Origin of the sequence: Xenorhabdus budapestensis (assembly GCF_017743015.1) — a bacterium.
GTDB lineage: Bacteria > Pseudomonadota > Gammaproteobacteria > Enterobacterales > Enterobacteriaceae > Xenorhabdus > Xenorhabdus budapestensis.
On record NZ_CP072455.1, the window covers coordinates 3,514,979 to 3,535,526 of the forward strand.

Sequence of the window (20,548 nt, forward strand, 5' to 3'; positions counted from 1 at the left end):
CTGTCGCATTAACAGAGAAAGTTTGTACGGAGGTGGGAATGATGACTCTTTATGCAGTCAATCGATAAAATATCTCTGCCGGTGACAATGTCTTATCTTCGGGTTGTGAATATTGCCCTTTACGCAGCATCGAAACGAGCTCTATCCTCGCTAAAATCGTTTGGGCCCGGCGAAACGATTTAAAACCTAACATGGGTCGTATCCGACGTTTGACATGGCGATGCTCTTGCTCAATGCGGTTATTCAGGTATTTATTTTGCCGGATTTCAATCCCCTGCTGAGGCGATCCTTCCGCATTGAGGAGGGTGAGCGCGGCGGTATTGGCCCCACTTTTATCGATAGTCACGACGGCGGGTCTGCCGTGCTGGCGTATCGCTTTACGGAAAAAACGCCGGGCTGCCGTTGCATCGCGGCGAGCGGTCAGCAGGAAGTCAATCGTCTGACCGTCGGTATCGACCGCCCGGTAAAGGTATTTCCACTGACCTTTAATTTTGATATCGGTTTCATCCATTCGCCAGCGTCGCCCTGTGGGACGTTTGCGTCGACGGAATACCTTATCCAGTAATGGAATCAGTCGGATAACCCAGCGATGTATCGTGGCGTGGTCGATGAAGAGCCCCCGTTCTGCCATCATCTCTTCCAGATTGCGCGAACTCAGCGTATAAGCGAGATACCAACGGACACCTTGGGCAATGATATCGACAGGATAATGGAGGCGTTTGAACGCGTTTCGGATCAGGGACATCGCTCTGGATTCGCTCAAAAACAGGGGAGCTTACCTGATGTTCCGCTAATGCGACAGGACTCTGTTTTCTCGTAAGTTTTGTACGGTTCGTAAAGAAACTCCCAACTTTTCAGAGGCACGATCTTGCGTCCAGTTCAATCCTCGCTGCCAAAGGCGCAATTCAAAACCCATCATCAACTTCATACCTTTTAGTACCTAAAGCTTTGTTCATTATATCATTACAAGTGCAAAATTTGTACTTGTAATGATATAAGCTATTCGGTGCATTCAAGCAGAAATTTACGATACTATTTAAGTATATTTTTAATGCACTAATGAACAGGATACCTTTAAACAATAAATGAGCTGATGGAGTTTTCTAGTAGCTTGTGTGTTCAGGTTGTCTGTTGATTCATTGTGTTAGATACACAATATCCAGAGTATCAAAAACAATTAGAAAGATAGAATAAAAAATAAAACATGATTTAAATTAATGGTTCTGTCGCATTAAGCGGTCATCAGGTAAGCTCCCCTGTTTTTGAGCGAATCCAGAGCGATGTCCCTGATCCGAAACACGTTCAAACGCCTCCATTATCCTGTCGATATCATGGCCCAATGTGTTCGTTGGTATCTGGCCTACGCCCTGAGCCTGCGCAATCTCGAGGAAATGATGGCGGAGCGGGGGATTGAGGTTGACCACGCTACCATCTCCCGCTGGGTTCATCGACTGGTTCCACTGATTGTCAAACGTTACCGACGCCGGATGCCTGCGGTTGGCGGCCGCTGGCGAATGGATGAAACCGATATCAAAATTAAAGGCCAGTGGCGCTATCTTTACCGGGCGGTGGATTCGGCCGGCAATACGGTAGACTTCCTGTTGACCGCCAACCGGGATGCCGATGCCGCCCGTCGCTTTTTCAACAAGGGCATTCGTCAACACGGACGACCGGGGGTCGTGACCCTCGATAAAAGCGGGGCCAACAAAGCGGCGCTGGCTGGCCTCAATGCGGGCAAGCCGAAGAAAAATCGTATCAAAATTCGGCAAAGCAAATACCTGAATAACCTGATAGAGCAGGATCATCGGCGGATTAAACGGCGTATCCGCCTGATGCTGGGGACAGACCCTGCTGGCGGGCATAGAATTGCTTTGCATGCTCAGCAAAGGTCAGTATGTGCAACAGTACGGGATCTCGATTTCTCCCGCAGAATACTTCTATCTGCTGCTCGCCTAAAAAATAATCACCGCAATTTTTGCTAATTTGCCGTCGTTAATGCGACAGAACCCTTCTTTATTTAAACTTAGTGCTTAACTTTTAGCGCTTAATTTTCCCCGTCCCCGGCAATATATCGGGCGATAATATCCCCCATTTCATCAGTGCTGACTGCTTTGTCATTACCTGCTAAATCAGCCGTTCGATAACCCTGTTCCAGTGCGTCATTGATAGTGTTTTCAATAGTATCTGCAATATCATCACGTCCAAGGCTATAACGTAGTAACAGTGCTGTGGATAAAATCTGGGCGATTGGGTTAGCGATATTTTTGCCAGCGATGTCGGGAGCAGAGCCGCCAGCAGGTTCATATAAGCCAAATCCTTTTTCATTCAAGCTGGCAGAAGGCAACATGCCCATTGAACCGGTGATCATGGCACATTCATCGGATAAAATGTCACCAAAAATATTAGAGCACAACAGAACATCAAATTGAGAAGGATCTTTGATCAACTGCATGGTGGCGTTGTCGATATACATGTGATTGACTTCAACGTCAGGATATTCCTTCGCAATCTCACTAACGACTTCACGCCACAAAATAGAGCTTTGCAAAACGTTCGCTTTATCAATTGAAGTGACTTTGTGCTGACGTTTGCGAGCGGATTCGAAAGCAATACGGGCGATTCGTTCTATTTCAAAGCGATGGTAGATTTCAGTGTCAAAAGCGCGTTCGTATTTTCCTTCACCTTCTCGTCCTTTGGGTTGACCAAAATAGATCCCGCCAGTTAACTCACGCACGCATAAAATGTCGAAACCTTTCTCCGCAATATCATGACGAAGCGGGCAAAAAGATTCTAAGCCAGAATATAAACGCGCTGGTCGCAGATTGCTGAATAGTCTGAAATGCTTGCGTAATGGTAACAATGCGCCCCGTTCTGGCTGACTGGCTGGTGGTAAATGTTCCCACTTGGGGCCCCCAACGGAGCCAAACAGGATGGCATCTGCTTTTTCACAACCAACGATTGTTGCTTCAGGTAAAGGGCAACCATGTCGGTCAATGGCAATTCCCCCAATATCGTATTCGCTGGTTGTGATGCGAATATTAAAACGATGACGGATAGCTTCCAACACCTTGTAGGCTTGCTTCATGACTTCAGGGCCAATGCCGTCACCAGGTAATACTGCAATATGATGGTGAGTTGATGTTTGTTTGTTTGCAATAGAGTGGTTTGACATCGTTATTCCGCTTCCTTTGTAACGTTCTGAGACACGTTTTTCTGGGAAATATTCTGGTTAATATTTTTAGAAAGAAAGACTTGTATACGTTGCTTTTCTTTTTTAACCTGTTCTGCCTGCCAAATATTGTTCAGGGCGTGGATCATCGCCTTAGCAGATGACTCAATGATATCCGTTTCCAAGCCCATACCATGAAAACGGCGGCCAAAGCATTCCACAATAATATTTACCTGTCCGAGAGCATCCTCACCATGACCTTTGCTGGATAACTGATAGGAGATCAATTTCAGTGGATAACCCGTAACGCGATTAATCGCATGATAGATAGCATCGACAGTCCCATTTCCGGTCGCAGCTTCAGATTTAATTTCATCACCACAAGTCAGACGCACAGTTGCTGTTGGGACAATATTGGTTCCGGATTGGATGCTAAAATAATCCAGTTGATAATATTCATTTTCCTGATGTTGTCGATTAATGAATACCAATGCTTCCAGATCGTAATCAAATACCTGACCTTTTTTGTCTGCTAACCGCAGGAAGGCTTGGTACAGTGCATCAAGATCATAATCCTGTTCCTGATAGCCCATTTCAGTCATGCGATGCTTTACGGCAGAGCGGCCAGAGCGGGAAGTCAGATTCAGTTGGGTATCTTTCAGGCCGATGGAATCTGGTGTCATGATTTCGTAAGTTTCGCGGTTTTTCAGAACACCATCCTGATGAATACCTGACGAATGGGCAAAAGCATTACTGCCTACAACTGCTTTATTAGCTGGAATCGGGGTATTGCAGATTTGGCTGACTAATTGGCTGGTACGATAAATTTCTTTGTGATTAATGTTGGTATGCACTCCCAACATCTGTTGGCGGGTTTTGATTGCCATGATCACTTCTTCCAGTGAACAGTTTCCGGCACGTTCGCCTAAGCCATTAATGGTTCCCTCAATCTGCCTGGCTCCGGCCTGAACTGCGGTAATAGAATTGGCTACTGACATGCCTAAATCATCATGGCAATGGACAGAAATAATGGCTTGATCAATATTAGGCACCCGATCAAATAAAGTTTGGATAATACCGCCAAATTGGTAGGGTATTGTGTAACCGACTGTATCAGGAATATTGATCGTTGTTGCTCCTGCTTTGATAGCCTGTTCTACGATATGACATAAGTTATCGATATTGGAACGACCTGCATCTTCACAGGAAAACTCGACATCATCGGTATAATTGCGTGCTCGTTTGATAGAACGAATTGCCATTTCGACAACATCGTCAAACCCTTTTTTTAATTTATGTTCGACATGCAGGCTGGAGGTGGCTAAAAATACATGCAGACGAAAAGCTTCTGCAACTCTCAAAGCTTCAGCCGCAACGTCAATATCATTATCAACACAGCGAGACAATGCACAGATGCGGCTGTTTTTAATCTCACGGGCAATAGTCTGGACTGATTCAAAATCCCCCGGAGAAGAAACCGGGAAGCCAGCTTCAATGATATCAACGCCCAGTCTCTCCAATGCATAAGCGATTTGCAGTTTTTCTTTCACACTTAAGCTGGCTTGTAACGCCTGTTCCCCGTCGCGCAGAGTTGTATCGAAAATAATGACTTGCTGGCTCATGGTCATGCTCCTGTCAATTGGCTGTTATGTTGAGTTTTAGAGCGCCGAGCCGGTATAAAAAAACCCGCGTACGGCGCGGGTTTTTTTATCTCTGGTAAAGGTTAAATTAGAATTCAGTCTACCAGCATACCGCGCACATTAAAGGCGATTAGTAGTAGGCTTAGTAGACGGAAATTGTGAATCATGTAAGTCAACCTTTAAAAATCTGTTAAACGAGTATTATCGATTCGATATATTTATTGATACGTTATCTGCAAAACAATGTCAAGCAGCATAAATAATGACTTAAGAATAAATAATATTCATTGATAGCTCTTTTTTTGTGCTTATTTTAGCCTTGGTGACTATTTTTTACATTTTTAGCGATGTTTTTATCTATTTTTCATATCAATATATGAAGTAAAATCCGGCCTTAAAGGATAATAGATATGATGTTTGTGCTTTTATACAGATGTTCATTGAAGAGACAGGGATGAAATGAATATTCACTATGGTGTTCTTAGATATATAAATAATAATTATTTATATATTAATAAAAACAATTATTAATGATATTAATTGCTTATGTCATTTTTAGTTGGGAATTGCTAATTGTGATTCATGTAAATTCTTAACCTTTCTGAAGACAATTTTTATAAAAATAAACTTTCTTAAGATAGTTATAGACATTAATTTCTGATAGATAGTTTATTTTTGATGATTTTTAGCGATATATAAAAAGTTGGTTTTGGTTCATATAAGTTTGGCAGTTGGAATACAGTTATTTTATTATTGAATTATTTCTAATTGTTATCCTGTTATTCTCGACTGCTTTTTATACCTAATTCTCTAAGATAAATTGGAATCCATAGGGTATAGATAAGAATATTTCTTATACAAGTGACAATCTCAATTAAATTATAACTAATTGGGTAAATGATCTCATTAATTGATATGGCTTTTTAAAATGTCGAAATTTTACATACATGGTAAAGCTGCCAATATTAATTCCTTAATGAGAACGCTGCAATAAATATAGTGGAGTGAAATTAAATAATGGTTGGATACAACTCAGTGACTACGGGTATGGGAAGAAAAGAACCATGTGAAGTTCAATTACGTAGTGTAGATCTCAATTTGCTTACTGTTTTTGATACCGTTATGCAAATGCAGAACATTACACGCGCAGCTCAGGCATTAGGTATGTCACAACCAGCGGTCAGTAACGCAGTTTCTCGCTTAAAAACGATGTTTGATGATGAGTTATTTGTACGGCATGGGCGGGGTATTCAGCCAACAGCAAGGGCAAAGCAGCTTTTCGGGCCACTTAGGCAGGCACTTCAGATTGTACATAATGAATTACCCGGAGCCGGGTTTGATCCCGATAATAGTACAAGAACATTTAATCTTTCTATTTGCAGCCCACTTGATATCCGTTTAGCCGCTCAAATTGTTGGAGAAATAAAAAAACACTCTCCGAATATTGATGTGGTGATTAAAACACAAATTAGCGACAATATTGAGAGGCAATTAAAATATCATGAAATAGGATTTGTGATCAGTTATACCAAATTTGAACATCCTGATTTTCAGCATTTCCCATTATTTAATGACGAGTTGGTTCTGGCTGTTTCTAAAAACCATCCCAGAATTGATGAATGTATCAATCAACAGCAATTGCTGGAGGAGAGGCATGCGATTGTGACATTAGATAATACTGATTCATTCAGTAAACCTTACTACGAAAATAGTGAATTATTGGATTCGATCTCTTTTCAGGGAACAGATTTAAATAGCGTTCTCAACATTGTGTCTCAGACTTATCTGGTTGCTATAGCTCCTAAATGGATGGTTGAACACTATTCCAAACAATTAAATATACGAGCGGTATCACTGTCCAATAGCGACATTTCTCGTCCTTGTTATTTAATATGGCATGCTTCTATGAACAGAGATAAAGGACACCAATGGATGAAATCGTTACTAAGAGATCTTAGTGCACAAGAATAAGGTGTATTTTACTCTACTTATCTATATGTATTTGATAAATCCTGCAAACTTCCCCCGTCAGGGGGGAGAAGATCTTAAAAATATTCTTCCCCCTTTCATCAGGAATGGGTAGACTGCGCAAAAATAGCTAACACATGTAAGCTGAAAAGTAGTCAGTTATCTTTGCTGAATATGATGAACCGAAGATTTAGAACAGGAATATATTGTGATAACAAATTCTTTGCACTCCTATCACTTGATCACGCGATTACAGCAGCAAATCAGCAAGTATCCTGAAAAGATTGCATTTCGCCAATGGTCACCATCAGAACAGTTTGAGATGAGCTGGCAGGATGTGGATAGGAAAACAAAATCCATCGCAAAATCCTTGTTATCGCTTGGTGTGGAGATTCAGGAAAAGGTCGGTATTTTTGCGCATAACTCAATGGCATGGTCATTAGCGGATCTGGCTATCTTACAGCTACGTGCTGTCACTGTACCGCTTTATTCCACCAGTAGTCGTGATCAAGCCGCATTTATTCTTAATGATGCAGGCGTACGGGTTTTATTCGTTGGAGGACAGGAACAATATGATGTTGCTGTGACTCTGATAGCGTTATGTCCGCAGCTTACTCATCTGGTTGTATTGGATGAATCTGTTGATTTACAAGAATGTCCACAAACATTGTATTTATCGGCATTTATTGCGACCGATTGGTCACAGTATCAATCTGAACTCGATAGCCGTATCGCAGGGCAGAATTTGCATGATCTCTTTACTCTGATTTATACCTCAGGCACAACAGGAGAGCCTAAAGGTGTCATGCTGGATTATCAGAATGTGGCTGCTCAACTTTATCTGCATGACCGGCGACTAACGTTGACTGAGCAGGATGTATCTCTGAGCTTTCTGCCGTTATCTCATATTTTTGAGCGTGCATGGAGTTATTACGTCATGCATACAGGCGCTTTGAATGTTTATCTGACTGACACAAATTTTGTGCGTGAGGCGATGGTTGATGTGCGACCGACAGTGATGTGCTCTGTCCCTCGTTTTTATGAAAAAGTATATAGTGCGATCCTTGAAAAAGTTTCCCGTGCTCCGTTTTGGCGCAGAATGATTTTTCACTGGGCGATCAAACGGGGTGAAAGTCGTTGGTTACGTCAATTAAACAGTAAGAAAGGATGCCCATTTTCGTTATGTGGCGAAAAACTGGCTGATCGGTTGGTATTGGACAAACTCCGCCAAATATTGGGGGGCCGGATCCGTTTTCTGCCAGTCGCGGGAGCACGCCTTGACGATTCCATCATGCATTTCTTCTTGTCTGTTGGACTCAATATTAAGTATGGCTATGGTATGACTGAAACTTGTGCCACTGTTTCCTGTTGGGAAGAAAAAAATTATCTGTTAGGTTCAATTGGTAATCCATTACCCGGAGTTGATGTTCGTATTAGTACAGAGGGCGAAATTCAGGTTCGTGGCCCAATCGTGATGAAGGGATATTTCAATCGGCCGGAAGAAACTGTCCATGCTTTCACCGAAGATGGTTGGTTGCGCACCGGAGATGCCGGAGGGGTAGATGATAATGGTAATTTGTTCATTACAGAACGCCTGAAAGATTTAATGAAAACATCAACGGGAAAATATATTGCTCCACAATTGATTGAGGGGACATTAGGTCAGGATCGTTTTATTGAACATATTGCTGTTATTGCTGATACCCGTCAGTTTGTTTCTGCACTGATTGTGCCCAGCTATGAAGCGCTGGAGGATTACGCAAAATCCATTAATCTCCATTATCACAATCGTCTTGAGTTACTGCGTAATCATCAGGTTATCGAGTTATTTGAACAACGCCTGAAAGAATTACAAAAAAATATTGCGAAATTCCATCAGGTGAAACGTTTTACTCTGTTGCCAGAGGCTTTTTCCATGGAAAAAGGTGAATTAACACCAACGCTAAAATTGCGGCGCAAGGTGATCTCACAGCATTATCAGAGTGAAATTGAATCTATGTATCGGGATTGAAGGGAAATGGGCAAATAAAGATTATTGAAAAATACAGCATAAAAACACGGCAGTTTCTGGTTCAAATTAACTCAATGGCAATATCTTTATTAAAAAAATGTTTTTAGTATGTGAATTGATGTTTGATAACCTTGGTATCTAACGTTATGTTAATGGCTTAGTGTATTCATGAAATGAGCGTTATTAAATACGCTTATTGAATATTCACTTTATATAAATAAGAAATGGAATAAGTAAGGTTGTTTTTCTTGATAGCCTTATGAAGTTCTGACATTAACTTGCAAACAGAGCCTGGAGGCAAACTCGATGGAGATGTTGTCAGGAGCCGAAATGGTCGTCAGATCGTTAATCGATCAGGGCGTTGAACATGTATTCGGTTATCCGGGCGGGGCAGTTCTGGATATTTATGATGCCCTGCATACGGTTGGGGGAATAGAGCATATTCTGGTTCGTCATGAACAGGGAGCTGTTCATATGGCAGATGGATATACTCGTTCAACGGGAAAAACAGGGGTTGTATTGGTCACTTCAGGGCCAGGAGCAACCAACGCTATCACGGGAATTGCAACAGCCTATATGGATTCAGTTCCGATGGTTGTGTTGTCTGGTCAGGTGCCCAGCTCTCTGATAGGTAATGATGCTTTTCAGGAATGTGATATGGTAGGGATCTCCCGTCCTATCGTAAAACATAGTTTTCTGGTGAAGAAAGCAGAAGATATCCCAAGTACAATCAAGAAAGCCTTCTATCTGGCGGCAAGCGGCCGTCCAGGGCCGATTGTTATTGATTTCCCTAAGGATACCGTCAATCCAGCACTGAAATTTCCATATGTTTATCCAGAAAAAATCAGGATGCGTTCTTATAACCCCACTATACAGGGGCATAAGGGACAGATTAAGCGTACGCTGAAAACACTGCTGGATGCGAAAAAGCCAGTGCTGTATGTGGGTGGTGGCGCCATCAGCTCGGGGTGTTCACCGCAATTGCTGAAACTGGCGGAGCGTTTTCATATTCCTGTTGTCAGTTCGCTGATGGGGCTTGGAGCTTTCCCTGCTACTCATCGGCAGAGTTTGGGAATGTTGGGAATGCATGGCACGTTTGAAGCCAACAAAGCAATGCACAATTCTGATGTTATTTTCGCTGTGGGGGTGCGTTTTGATGATCGCACTACCAATAATCTTGCTAAATATTGCCCGGAAGCGACGGTATTACACATTGATATCGATCCGACATCGATTTCTAAAACTGTAACGGCTGATATTCCGATTGTGGGTGACGCTAAACAGGTACTTGGTCAGATGTTGGAGTTGTTGGATACAACGGAAGATACACAAGACCCGGATGCCATAAAAGATTGGTGGCTTTCCATTGAACAGTGGCGTAGTCGCAAGTGCCTTGATTATGATCGCACCAGTCCGAAGATAAAACCGCAGGCGGTGATTGAAACTCTTTATCGCCTGACCGAAGGAAAAGCCTATCTCGCATCAGATGTTGGCCAGCATCAGATGTTCGCCGCACTGCATTATCCATTTGATGAGCCAAGACACTGGATTAACTCCGGTGGCTTAGGAACTATGGGATTTGGTTTGCCCGCAGCACTGGGTGTTAAGTTGGCGAAACCAGAAGCGACAGTTGTATGTGTGACAGGAGATGGCAGTATTCAGATGAATATTCAGGAACTGTCCACTGCATTGCAGTATGGTTTGCCGGTGCTGGTACTGAACTTAAACAACCGTTTTTTAGGGATGGTGAAACAGTGGCAGGATATAATTTACTCAGGTCGCCACTCTCAATCCTATATGGAGTCACTACCTGATTTCGTCAAATTAGCAGAGGCTTATGGTCACATTGGTGTATCTATCCGAACGTATGATGAATTGGAAAATAAACTGACCCAGGCTTTGCGTGAAGTGACTGAAAACCAGCGTCTGGTTTTTGTTGATGTTACCGTTGATGAAACAGAACACGTTTATCCAATGCAGATCCGGGGTGGAGCAATGGATGAGATGTGGTTAAGCAAAACAGAGAGGACCTGATCATGCGCCGGATTTTGTCTGTATTACTTGAAAACGAATCAGGAGCATTGTCTCGTGTGGTGGGGCTGTTTTCCCAACGTGGCTATAATATTGAAAGTCTGACAGTGGCACCAACGGAAGACCCAACATTGTCACGTATGACTATTCAAACCAAAGGCGATGCTAAAGTACTAGAACAGATTGAAAAACAACTGCACAAGCTGGTGGATGTTCTGCGAGTCAACGAGTTAACGGCTGGTGCTCATGTTGAACGTGAAATTATGTTGGCAAAGTTGCAGGCCAGTGGATATGGCCGTGAAGAAATCAAACGTAGCACAGATATCTTTCGCGGGCAGATCGTTGATGTCACTTCAACGTTGTATACCGTCCAGTTAGTGGGCACGAGCGAAAAACTGGATGCGTTTCTTGATGCTGTGCGCGAGGTGGCAGAAATCGTGGAAGTTGCACGTTCAGGCATTGTTGGCGTTAGCCGTGGTGAGAAAATTATGCGATGAAAGATCGCAATCTGCGGGTTAATATACAGATATTTACCGGGCCCTACTGTAAAGTAGGGCTTTTTCTATCATATTACTGAGAGGTTAATGTGAAACTGGATGAGATCGCCCGCTTAGCAGGGGTTTCACGTACTACGGCCAGTTATGTTATCAATGGTAAAGCCAAACAGTATCGGGTCAGCGATAAAACAGTAGAAAAAGTGATGGCAGTGGTCAGGGAGCATAACTACCATCCTAATGCTGTTGCCGCTGGTCTCCGGGCGGGGCGTACCCGTTCAATTGGTTTAGTGATACCGGATTTGGAAAACACGAGTTACACCCGCATCGCTAACTATCTTGAACGTCAGGCGCGGCAACGCGGATATCAGTTATTGATAGCCTGTTCTGAAGATCAGCCAGATAATGAAATGCGTTGTGTTGAACATCTTTTGCAACGGCAAGTGGATGCTATTATTGTTTCCACCGCTCTTCCTCCTGAACATCCATTCTATCAGCGTTGGACAAATCGCTCTCTGCCGATTATCGCACTTGATCGTGCATTGGATAGTGAACATTTTGTCAGTGTTGTCGGTGATGATCTTGAAGATGCGAAAATGCTGGCACAGGAATTGAGTCAATTCCCGTCAGAATCTGTTCTTTATTTGGGAGCACTGCCTGAATTATCAGTTAGTTTCTTACGCGAGCAAGGGTTCCGCGAAGCATGGGAAAATGATCCGCGTGAAGTGAACTATCTTTATGCGAACAGTTATGAACGTGAAGCCGCAGCAGAAGTTTTTGCTTCATGGTTGGAAAATAATCCAGTGCCTCAGGCGTTATACACAACTTCATTTGCTTTGCTCCAGGGCGTGATGGATACCATTCTTAAGCGCAGTGGGCGATTGCCGGAACAATTAGTCATTGCAACATTTGGTGACCATGAATTGCTCGATTTCCTTGAATGTCCGGTATTATCAGTGGCACAACGCCATCGTGATGTTGCTGAACAGGCTTTGTCGCTGGTATTAGCTAGTCTGGATGAAAAACAGAGACCAGAGCCGGGAATAACACGTATGCGCCGTCATTTATGTCGCCGCGGAAGTTTGAGCCGTAGAGCCTGATGGGGTGCCCTCATGTAATATGAGGGTGCTATATGCCATATCATGTATCTAAAATTATTCAAATAAATTCGTTGACTTAATTTTGAGATTATTCTTACTAAAATTTTTCTAATCGAAAATCTATGAGTGAAAAAATAGTGAATATGCTATTGAAGGTGAAAAAAAATAGATTTTTTCTTTTAAAATAACATTATAAATGAAAGTTATTTCTTTAATGAGAGAAAATATCCTATTTATTTGATATTAAAATAATTATGGTTTTTAGTATTCTATTTTATTTCGTTTTATTATTACTTTTTATACTATTTTAACTTGAGTATATTTTTATTATTGATAGATTACCACTGATTAACAATTGGGCAATAATGAGATATGCATTACATAAATTAATTTAAGTGGTAATTATTTGCCCTAAAAAAATTTTTTCAGGTTAACCCTGCCAGCATAATTAAATAATTCAGATTTATCATAATGTTATATTTTATTAATATTACTAAATCTGAAAAATCCTTCTTTTTCTCTCTTAAATCTTTCTGTAAATCTAGCTAAAGCACATCGGCTCTGGCTTGACAAGGTTTTCATACCATCCGTAAACTCTTAATTGTGGTGATTTGTGGGATAATGTGGAGATTTGGGCCACTAAGGGGTAACCTGAGTATGTTTCGTGGAGCAACGCTGGTTAATCTCGATACTAAAGGGCGACTTACTGTACCTACCCGATATAGGGAAACATTGAATACGGAATCAAAAGGTCAAATGGTTTGTACAATTGATCTTCACCAGCCGTGTCTGTTGCTTTATACATTACCCGAATGGGAAATCATCGAAGAAAAATTATCTCGCTTATCCAGCATGAATCCAGCTGAACGTCGCGTTCAACGTTTGTTATTAGGACACGCTAGTGAATGCCAAATGGACAGTGCAGGGCGTCTTTTGTTAGCCAATACCTTGCGTCAGCATGCAGGGCTAACAAAAGAAGTCATGCTGGTTGGGCAGTTTAATAAATTTGAATTGTGGGATGAGCAAGTTTGGTATCAGCAGGTACAGAGTGACATTGCTGCTGAACAATCCACACATGAACCTTTATCAGCAAGGCTACAGGATTTATCACTATAAACATGGCAAATAGTCATTTTAAGCATACCAGTGTATTACTGGATGAAGCTGTCAATGGACTGAATATCCGGGAAGATGGAATTTATATTGATGGAACATTCGGGCGAGGGGGGCACTCTCGCCTGATTCTATCAAAGTTGGGGCCGAATGGTCGTTTGATGGCAATAGATCGCGATCCGCAGGCCATTGAAGCATCAAAAGCAATTACTGACCCGCGTTTCTCGATTACTCATGGGCCATTTTCAGACTTGGCTGCCTATGTAAGAGATGCAGGTCTGGCTGGAAAAATTGATGGTATATTGCTGGATTTGGGAGTGTCTTCACCGCAACTAGATGATCCTGAACGTGGTTTCTCATTTATGCGTGATGGGCCTCTGGATATGCGGATGGATCCCACCCGGGGACAACCAGCCTCAGAATGGTTGATGAAGGCTGAAGCAGATGATATTGCGTGGGTACTGAAAACTTTTGGTGAAGAACGTTTTGCCAAACGTATTGCGAGAGCCATTGTTGCTCGCAATCAGGAAGAACCCATCATGCGGACCAGAGAATTGGCAGAGCTAATTGCTCAGGCGAGTCCAATTAAGGAGAAACATAAGCATCCTGCGACACGCAGTTTTCAGGCTATCAGGATCTACATTAACAGTGAACTGGAAGAAATAGAACGTGCATTGGAAGGTGCATTACAGGTTTTAGCACCACAAGGGCGATTATCAGTCATCAGTTTCCACTCGTTGGAAGATCGCATAGTGAAACGCTTTATCCAGCAACATAGTCAGGGGCCACAGGTTCCAGCAGGTTTGCCTCTTACCGAAGTGCAATTAAAAGCATTAGGGGGGCGTAGTCTGAAATCAATTGGCAGGTTGAAACCCTCAGGGGATGAAGTGGCAACTAATCCGAGAGCAAGAAGCTCGGTATTGCGATTTGCTGAAAAGGCAGGTGAATAATGGCAGGTGAACGTCATGGATTAGTGGGAGTCATTGGCAGCGATTTAATCCGCAATGCCAAAATCCCATTGATTTTACTGGTGGCTGTAGTGATTTCAGCGATCAGTGTTGTGACGGTCACCCATCAGACCCGCTTATTGACTGCGGAGAAGGAACGTCAGGCAATTCAGATTGATGCTCAGGATATTGAATGGCGTAACTTGCTCCTTGAAGAAAATGCATTGGGTGACCACAGTCGGATCGAATCTATAGCGACTGAAAAATTTCATATGCAACATGTCGATCCGGTACAAGAAAACATTGTGATTACTCAATAAGTCCAGTTGACAACTAAAAGGTAGGCGATGAAAGCTGCACGCTCTTTAAAGTTGAAAAAACAAGAAGATAAAGCCAGTTTTGTCAGATGGCGTTTTGTCTTGCTGTGTGGAGGCATTTCGCTTGCTTTAATCGGGCTTTTGATTCGAGTGGCTTATTTGCAGATCATCAATCCTGACCGTTTGGTGAAAGAAGGGGATTCCCGCTCTCTGCGTGTCCAATCTATTCCGACTGCCCGTGGCATGATTAACGATCGTAATGGACGCCCACTGGCAGTCAGTATACCTGTAGATGCTGTCTGGGCGGATCCCAAAGAAATCTTTGAAAAAGGCGGTATTACGGATGACACCCGTTGGAAGGCGTTGGCTGATGCGCTCTCCATTCCTCTTGATCAGTTAACCAGTAAAATCAATGAATATCCTAAAGGGCGTTTTGTTTATCTTGCTCGTCAAGTTAATACCTCTATTGGTGATTATGTTGGAAAACTGAAACTTCCGGGTATCTATCTGCGTCAGGAGTCCCGCCGTTATTATCCGGCAGGACAGGTGACTGCACATATTATTGGTGTGACCAATATTGATGGCAATGGTATCGAGGGGGTGGAAAAGAGTTTCGATAGCTGGCTGACAGGTAAGCCGGGAACCCGGACTGTTCGTAAAGATCGTACCGGACGAGTTATTGAAGATGTTTCATCTACAGACAGAAGAGCTGCCCATGATTTGGCTCTCAGTATTGATGAGCGTCTTCAGACTTTGGTTTATCGGGAATTGACGAAAGCTGTGGTACTTAACAAGGCGGAATCTGGCTCTGCCGTATTGGTAGACATTAACACCGGCGAAGTGTTGGCAATGGCAAACAGCCCGTCTTATAACCCGAATAATCTGGCGGGAACGCCAAAAGATGCCATGCGTAATCGTACCATTACTGATATGTTCGAACCCGGTTCTACAGTGAAACCGCTGGTTGTGATGAGTGCGCTGAATAGTGGCATTGTTAAAGAAAATACCGTGTTGGATACCAGACCTTACCGATTGATGTATGGTTCGAGGGGACATGAAATCAAAGACGTAGCTCCACGTCCTGAGTTAACCATCACGGGGATTTTACAGAAGTCGAGTAACGTTGGTGTTTCTAAACTGGCGTTAGCGATGCCTGCCTCGGAGCTGGTAGATGTTTATTACCGCTTCGGGATGGGGAAACCGACCGATTTGGGGTTGGTCGGAGAAAAGAGTGGTGTGTTTCCAAAAAATAGACAACGGTGGTCTGATCTTGAGAGGGCCTCCTTCTCTTACGGCTATGGGCTGATGGTAACACCGTTACAGTTAGCGCGAGTCTACGCAACAATAGGCAGCTTCGGTATTTATCGCCCATTGTCAATTACTAAGGTCGATCCCCCAGTTCCGGGTACTCGAGTATTTCCTGAGAATATCATGCACACAGTGGTGCACATGATGGAGAGTGTGGCATTACCTGGTGGAGGTGGGGTACGTGCGGCGATAAAAGGTTACCGCATTGCAATCAAAACCGGTACAGCGAAAAAAGTCGGGCCGGATGGTAAATATGTCAATAAATATATCTCTTATACCGCAGGAGTTGCGCCTGCGAGTAACCCACGTTTTGCACTGGTTGTGATTGTCGATGAGCCACAAGCAGGTAAATATTATGGCGGTGCAGTTTCAGCGCCTATTTTCGGCAACATCATGAGTGGTGTTCTCCGTACGATGAACGTTGAGCCTGATGCATTGCCTGCGAACGATAAAAAAGAGTTCGTAGTTAATAACTAATTTGTGACGAATAAATAAAGAGGATAAAAGTGGAAGATCGTAATTTACGCGATTTATTGGCTCTTTGGGGAGTTGATGCTCCTGAGCTTCCGCTGCGAGAAATGACATTGGACAGCCGCAAAGTGGCTGCCGGAGATCTGTTTGTTGCGGTTAAAGGGCATCAGACAGATGGTCGAAAATACATTCCTCAAGCCATCGCTCAAGGGGTCGCTGTGGTGATCGCTGAAGCGAAGGGAAAAGCGGATAACGGCACCATTCAGGAAATGCACGGTGTTCCGGTTATCTATTTTGATGATTTAAATAATAAACTGTCGAAATTGGCAGGTGAATTTTATCAACATCCGGGTAATAAATTAAAACTGGTAGGTGTGACGGGAACCAACGGTAAAACCACGACAACGCAATTATTGGCGCAGTGGAGTCAGGCTCTAGGAGAAACCAGTGCGGTAATGGGCACGGTAGGGAATGGCCTGCTAGGTACGACAGTTCCCAGTGAAAATACCACAGGTTCCGCCGTTGATATTCAGCTTGATTTACAACAGCTCGTCAGTCAGCAAGCGACTTTTGCAGCAATGGAAGTTTCTTCACACGGCCTGGTTCAAGGGCGAGTAGCTGCATTACCTTTTCAGGCTGCTGTTTTCACTAACTTAAGCCGTGATCATCTTGACTATCACGGTGACATGAAAAATTACGAAGAAGCCAAATGGTTGTTGTTCAGTAACCATGATGTCAAACAGAAGATTATTAATGCCGATGATGAGGTTGGGCTGAAATGGCTCTCTTATCTGCCAGAAGCTGTTGCTGTCACGATGGAAAATCGTTTGCCGAAAAGTTGGCAGGGGCGTTGGTTATCAGCGGAGGAAATTTGTTATCACGATAAAGGTGCTTCCATTACATTTACCTCTAGCTGGGGAGCAGGAACTATCGAGAGTCCTCTGATGGGAGCCTTTAATGTCAGCAACCTGCTATTGGCGCTTGCAACACTATTATCACTGCAATATCCATTGGAAAAATTGTTGAAGACGGCATCCTGTCTGATGCCAGTCTGTGGACGTATGGAGGTCTTTTCGGCATCAGGTCACCCTACGGTTGTCGTAGATTATGCTCACACGCCGGATGCATTGGAAAAAGCACTGGCTGCTGCACGGCTGCATTGTAAAGGGCAGCTTTGGTGTGTATTTGGTTGTGGGGGGGATCGCGATAAAGGCAAACGTCCACTGATGGGAGGTGTTGCGGAACAAGAGGCTGACCGAGTTGTTGTTACTGATGATAATCCTCGTAGTGAAGAACCTCAGTCCATTGTTGCGGATATTTTGACAGGTTTCATCAACCCGGGAAGTGTAATGGTTATTCATGGGCGTGTTGAGGCTGTCACCAGTGCCATCATGCAGGCGGATGAGGAAGATGTTGTGCTGGTAGCAGGTAAAGGCCATGAGGATTACCAATTAGTGGGTAATCGTCGGCTGGATTATTCAGATCGCCTGACGGTTGCGCGTCTATTGGGGGTGACCGCATGATCTCATTGACACTACAGCAACTGGCACAAATTACAGAAGGAACGTTACATTGCATTTCCGAACAGCAGGCTGCTACAGCTCAGATTCAATCTGTAGAAACTGATAGCCGCAAAATAGCTCATGGTGATCTGTTCATTGCTTTAAAAGGGAAAAATTTTGATGCCCATAACTTCGCGACTGATGTTGCGAAACGGGGAGCAGGAGCATTATTGGTTAGCCGGCCTCTTGAGGTTGATTGTCCTCAAGTGATCGTGCGGGACACCCGTTTGGCAATGGGCAAACTGGCAAGCTGGGTTCGCCAGCAAAGTAATGCGCGAGTTGTTGCATTGACCGGTTCTTCTGGCAAAACATCAGTGAAAGAGATGACCGCAGCGATCTTGCGTCAATGTGGTAATACGCTGTATACCGCGGGGAATTTCAATAACGATATCGGTGTGCCATTAACCCTGTTCAGACTCACACAGGAACATCAGTTTGCTGTGATTGAATTGGGCGCTAACCACATTGGTGAAATTGCTTATGCCACTGAAATGGTATGTCCTGAAAGTGCACTGGTAAATAACCTGTTTTCTGCTCATCTGGAAGGATTTGGCTCGTTGGCGGGAGTTGCAAAAGCAAAAGGTGAAATTTTTGTAGGGCTTTCACCAACAGGAACCGCCATTATCAATCTGGAGAGCAATGACTGGCATAACTGGCAGCAGGATATCAGTGAGCAACAGACAGTATGGCGTTTTTCTATTACCCCGACAGCAGAAGCTGATTTTTACGCGACAGATATTCAAGAGCAGTTGTTGGAAACACATTTTTGCCTGCATACACCAATTGGAAGTCGTAACGTCATGTTACCGCTACCCGGCAAACATAATATTGCCAATGTGTTAGCCGCCAGTGCGCTGGCAATTTCAGTGGGCGCCTCCCTTGATGATATTTACGCTGGCCTAATGGAGCTGAAAGCTGTCCCGGGACGTTTATTCCCTGTTTATTTAGCCGAGGGAAAAATGGTACTGGATGACACCTATAACGCCAATCCGGGTTCCATGATTGCCGCAGCGCAAGTGTTATCCCGGATGCCGGGCTATCGAGTGATGGTTGTCAGCGATATGGGTGAATTGGGAGAACAGGCGGTTGAGTGTCACCGTCAGGTTGGTGAAGCCATAGCATCTACAAACATCGATCAACTAATTAGCGTCGGACCTTTAAGTGTGCATATTTCTGATACAAGTGGTCGGGGGCAGCATTTTGCAAACAAGGCTGAATTAGTTGCAGCACTGCTTCCTTTACTGAAAAAACACGAAACGATTTCTGTATTAATTAAAGGTTCACGCAGTACCAAAATGGAAGAGGTAGTGAACTCATTGAAGGAGAACTTCCAATGTTAGTTTGGCTAGCCGAATATCTGGTTAAATATTACACCGGTTTTAACGTCTTTTCCTATCTGACGTTCAGAGCCATTGTCGGCTTGCTGACTGCATTGTTTATTGCACTGTGGATGGGGCCAACTTTAATTGCTTACCTGCAAAAATTACAGATTGGTCAGGTTGTGCGCAATGACGGGCCGGAATCTCATTTTAGTAAGCGCGGAACACCAACTATGGGCGGGTTGTTGATCCTGTTCTCCATTACCATTTCTGTTCTGTTATGGGCGCGTCTGGATAATCTTTACGTTTGGTGTGTACTGGTCGTTCTGCTGGGTTATGGCATCGTAGGATTCGTTGATGATTATCGAAAAGTTGTTCGTAAAGATACCAAGGGGCTGATTGCCCGCTGGAAATATTTCTGGCAGTCCGTATTGGCACTTGGCGTAGCATTTACAATGTACAGCATTGGTAAAGATACACCAGCGACACAACTGGTTGTGCCATTCTTCAAAGAGGTGATGCCGCAGCTTGGTCTGCTGTATATCCTGCTGACTTATTTTGTGATTGTAGGCACCAGTAATGCCGTTAACCTGACGGATGGTCTGGATGGATTGGCAATTATGCCAACAGTGTTTGTAGCAGCCGGCTTTGCATTGGTGGCGTGGGCGACAGGTAATGTTAATTTCGCTAACTATCTGCACATTCCATATTTAAGCCGTGCAGGTGAACTGATGATTGTTTGTACTTCGATTGTCGGAGCAGGGCTGGGTTTCTTGTGGTTTAACACTTATCCGGCACAAGTATTTATGGGAGATGTTGGCTCATTGGCTTTGGGCGGGGCACTGGGAACTATTGCGGTATTACTGCGTCAGGAATTCCTGCTGGTCATTATGGGCGGAGTATTCGTTGTGGAAACTCTGTCTGTCATTTTGCAAGTTGGTTCGTTCAAGTTACGAGGACAACGTATTTTCCGTATGGCACCTATTCATCACCACTATGAACTGAAAGGCTGGCCAGAACCGCGGGTTATTGTGCGTTTTTGGATTATTTCTTTGATGCTGGTGCTGATTGGTCTGGCAACATTAAAGGTACGTTAAT

15 protein-coding genes and 1 pseudogene are annotated in these 20,548 nt (G+C 43.6%); 13 read left to right on the forward strand and 3 right to left on the reverse strand.

The genetic code is table 11. The features are described 5' to 3' along the window. Positions 1–49: 49 nt before the first annotated feature. Positions 50–745 (reverse strand): IS6 family transposase, encoded by a 696-nt coding sequence (locus tag HGO23_RS15480; RefSeq protein WP_209027193.1) that lies wholly within the window; start codon positions 743–745, stop codon positions 50–52. Positions 746–1,280: 535 nt separating this feature from the next. Here HGO23_RS15480 and HGO23_RS15485 point away from each other — a divergent pair. After that, positions 1,281–1,956, forward strand: a pseudogene (locus HGO23_RS15485) (IS6 family transposase). A gap of 88 nt (positions 1,957–2,044) precedes the next feature. On the opposite strand, the gene leuB reads toward HGO23_RS15485, so the two are convergent. Then, positions 2,045–3,172: a 3-isopropylmalate dehydrogenase gene (gene leuB / locus HGO23_RS15490; protein ID WP_209027194.1), complete on the reverse strand. Its 1,128-nt coding sequence runs from the start codon at positions 3,170–3,172 to the stop codon at positions 2,045–2,047. A gap of 2 nt (positions 3,173–3,174) precedes the next feature. Then, a complete protein-coding gene (gene leuA / locus HGO23_RS15495) occupies positions 3,175–4,791 on the reverse strand; it encodes a 2-isopropylmalate synthase (protein ID WP_244589943.1) in 1,617 nt (538 codons plus the stop codon). Positions 4,792–5,826: 1,035 nt separating this feature from the next. Here leuA and leuO point away from each other — a divergent pair. The 12 genes from leuO (at position 5,827) to mraY (ending at position 20,547) form a co-directional block, all read left to right on the forward strand. Further along, positions 5,827–6,780, forward strand: coding sequence for a transcriptional regulator LeuO (leuO, locus tag HGO23_RS15505; RefSeq protein WP_099136333.1), 954 nt, complete (start codon positions 5,827–5,829; stop codon positions 6,778–6,780). A 208-nt stretch (positions 6,781–6,988) separates the two neighbouring features. Then, the gene (locus HGO23_RS15510; protein ID WP_425330522.1) at positions 6,989–8,788 is read left to right on the forward strand and encodes an AMP-dependent synthetase/ligase; all 1,800 of its coding nucleotides are present in this window, start codon (positions 6,989–6,991) and stop codon (positions 8,786–8,788) included. A 306-nt stretch (positions 8,789–9,094) separates the two neighbouring features. After that, on the forward strand, positions 9,095–10,822 hold the full coding sequence (ilvI, locus tag HGO23_RS15515; protein ID WP_099136335.1) for an acetolactate synthase 3 large subunit: 1,728 nt from the start codon (positions 9,095–9,097) through the stop codon (positions 10,820–10,822). Between the two features lie 2 nt (positions 10,823–10,824). Beyond that, positions 10,825–11,316: an acetolactate synthase small subunit gene (gene ilvN / locus HGO23_RS15520; protein WP_169923067.1), complete on the forward strand. Its 492-nt coding sequence runs from the start codon at positions 10,825–10,827 to the stop codon at positions 11,314–11,316. An 89-nt stretch (positions 11,317–11,405) separates the two neighbouring features. Continuing rightward, complete coding sequence (gene cra / locus HGO23_RS15525) at positions 11,406–12,413, forward strand: catabolite repressor/activator (RefSeq protein WP_209027196.1); 1,008 nt, start codon at positions 11,406–11,408, stop codon at positions 12,411–12,413. A gap of 657 nt (positions 12,414–13,070) precedes the next feature. Continuing rightward, positions 13,071–13,529: a division/cell wall cluster transcriptional repressor MraZ gene (gene mraZ / locus HGO23_RS15530; RefSeq protein WP_099136337.1), complete on the forward strand. Its 459-nt coding sequence runs from the start codon at positions 13,071–13,073 to the stop codon at positions 13,527–13,529. A gap of 2 nt (positions 13,530–13,531) precedes the next feature. Then, complete coding sequence (gene rsmH / locus HGO23_RS15535) at positions 13,532–14,476, forward strand: 16S rRNA (cytosine(1402)-N(4))-methyltransferase RsmH (RefSeq protein WP_099136338.1); 945 nt, start codon at positions 13,532–13,534, stop codon at positions 14,474–14,476. Next, the gene (gene ftsL, locus HGO23_RS15540) at positions 14,473–14,793 is read left to right on the forward strand and encodes a cell division protein FtsL (protein ID WP_047681743.1); all 321 of its coding nucleotides are present in this window, start codon (positions 14,473–14,475) and stop codon (positions 14,791–14,793) included. Before rsmH ends, ftsL begins: the two co-directional genes overlap by 4 nt. Positions 14,794–14,820: 27 nt before the next feature. Then, positions 14,821–16,575 carry a peptidoglycan glycosyltransferase FtsI gene (locus tag HGO23_RS15545; protein WP_209027197.1) on the forward strand — a complete coding sequence of 585 codons (1,755 nt, stop codon included), beginning with the start codon at positions 14,821–14,823 and terminating at the stop codon, positions 16,573–16,575. 29 nt (positions 16,576–16,604) lie between these two features. Next, on the forward strand, positions 16,605–18,092 hold the full coding sequence (murE, locus tag HGO23_RS15550; protein ID WP_209027198.1) for a UDP-N-acetylmuramoyl-L-alanyl-D-glutamate--2,6-diaminopimelate ligase: 1,488 nt from the start codon (positions 16,605–16,607) through the stop codon (positions 18,090–18,092). Further along, positions 18,089–19,471 carry a UDP-N-acetylmuramoyl-tripeptide--D-alanyl-D-alanine ligase gene (gene murF, locus HGO23_RS15555; protein WP_099136341.1) on the forward strand — a complete coding sequence of 461 codons (1,383 nt, stop codon included), beginning with the start codon at positions 18,089–18,091 and terminating at the stop codon, positions 19,469–19,471. Before murE ends, murF begins: the two co-directional genes overlap by 4 nt. Next, positions 19,465–20,547 carry a phospho-N-acetylmuramoyl-pentapeptide-transferase gene (gene mraY / locus HGO23_RS15560; protein ID WP_209027199.1) on the forward strand — a complete coding sequence of 361 codons (1,083 nt, stop codon included), beginning with the start codon at positions 19,465–19,467 and terminating at the stop codon, positions 20,545–20,547. The genes murF and mraY overlap by 7 nt, the downstream gene beginning before the upstream one ends. Position 20,548: the final 1 nt, after the last annotated feature.

Bases quoted from the DNA above. Each gene is read 5' to 3' on its own strand.
- HGO23_RS15480 (WP_209027193.1), bottom strand. From the start codon at position 745: ATGTCCCTGATCCGAAACGCGTTCAAACGCCTCCATTATCCTGTCGAT.
- leuB (WP_209027194.1), bottom strand. From the start codon at position 3,172: ATGTCAAACCACTCTATTGCAAACAAACAAACATCAACTCACCATCAT.
- leuA (WP_244589943.1), bottom strand. From the start codon at position 4,791: ATGAGCCAGCAAGTCATTATTTTCGATACAACTCTGCGCGACGGGGAA.
- leuO (WP_099136333.1), top strand. From the start codon at position 5,827: ATGGTTGGATACAACTCAGTGACTACGGGTATGGGAAGAAAAGAACCA.
- ilvI (WP_099136335.1), top strand. From the start codon at position 9,095: ATGGAGATGTTGTCAGGAGCCGAAATGGTCGTCAGATCGTTAATCGAT.
- ilvN (WP_169923067.1), top strand. From the start codon at position 10,825: ATGCGCCGGATTTTGTCTGTATTACTTGAAAACGAATCAGGAGCATTG.
- mraZ (WP_099136337.1), top strand. From the start codon at position 13,071: ATGTTTCGTGGAGCAACGCTGGTTAATCTCGATACTAAAGGGCGACTT.
- rsmH (WP_099136338.1), top strand. From the start codon at position 13,532: ATGGCAAATAGTCATTTTAAGCATACCAGTGTATTACTGGATGAAGCT.
- HGO23_RS15545 (WP_209027197.1), top strand. From the start codon at position 14,821: ATGAAAGCTGCACGCTCTTTAAAGTTGAAAAAACAAGAAGATAAAGCC.
- murF (WP_099136341.1), top strand. From the start codon at position 18,089: ATGATCTCATTGACACTACAGCAACTGGCACAAATTACAGAAGGAACG.
- mraY (WP_209027199.1), top strand. From the start codon at position 19,465: ATGTTAGTTTGGCTAGCCGAATATCTGGTTAAATATTACACCGGTTTT.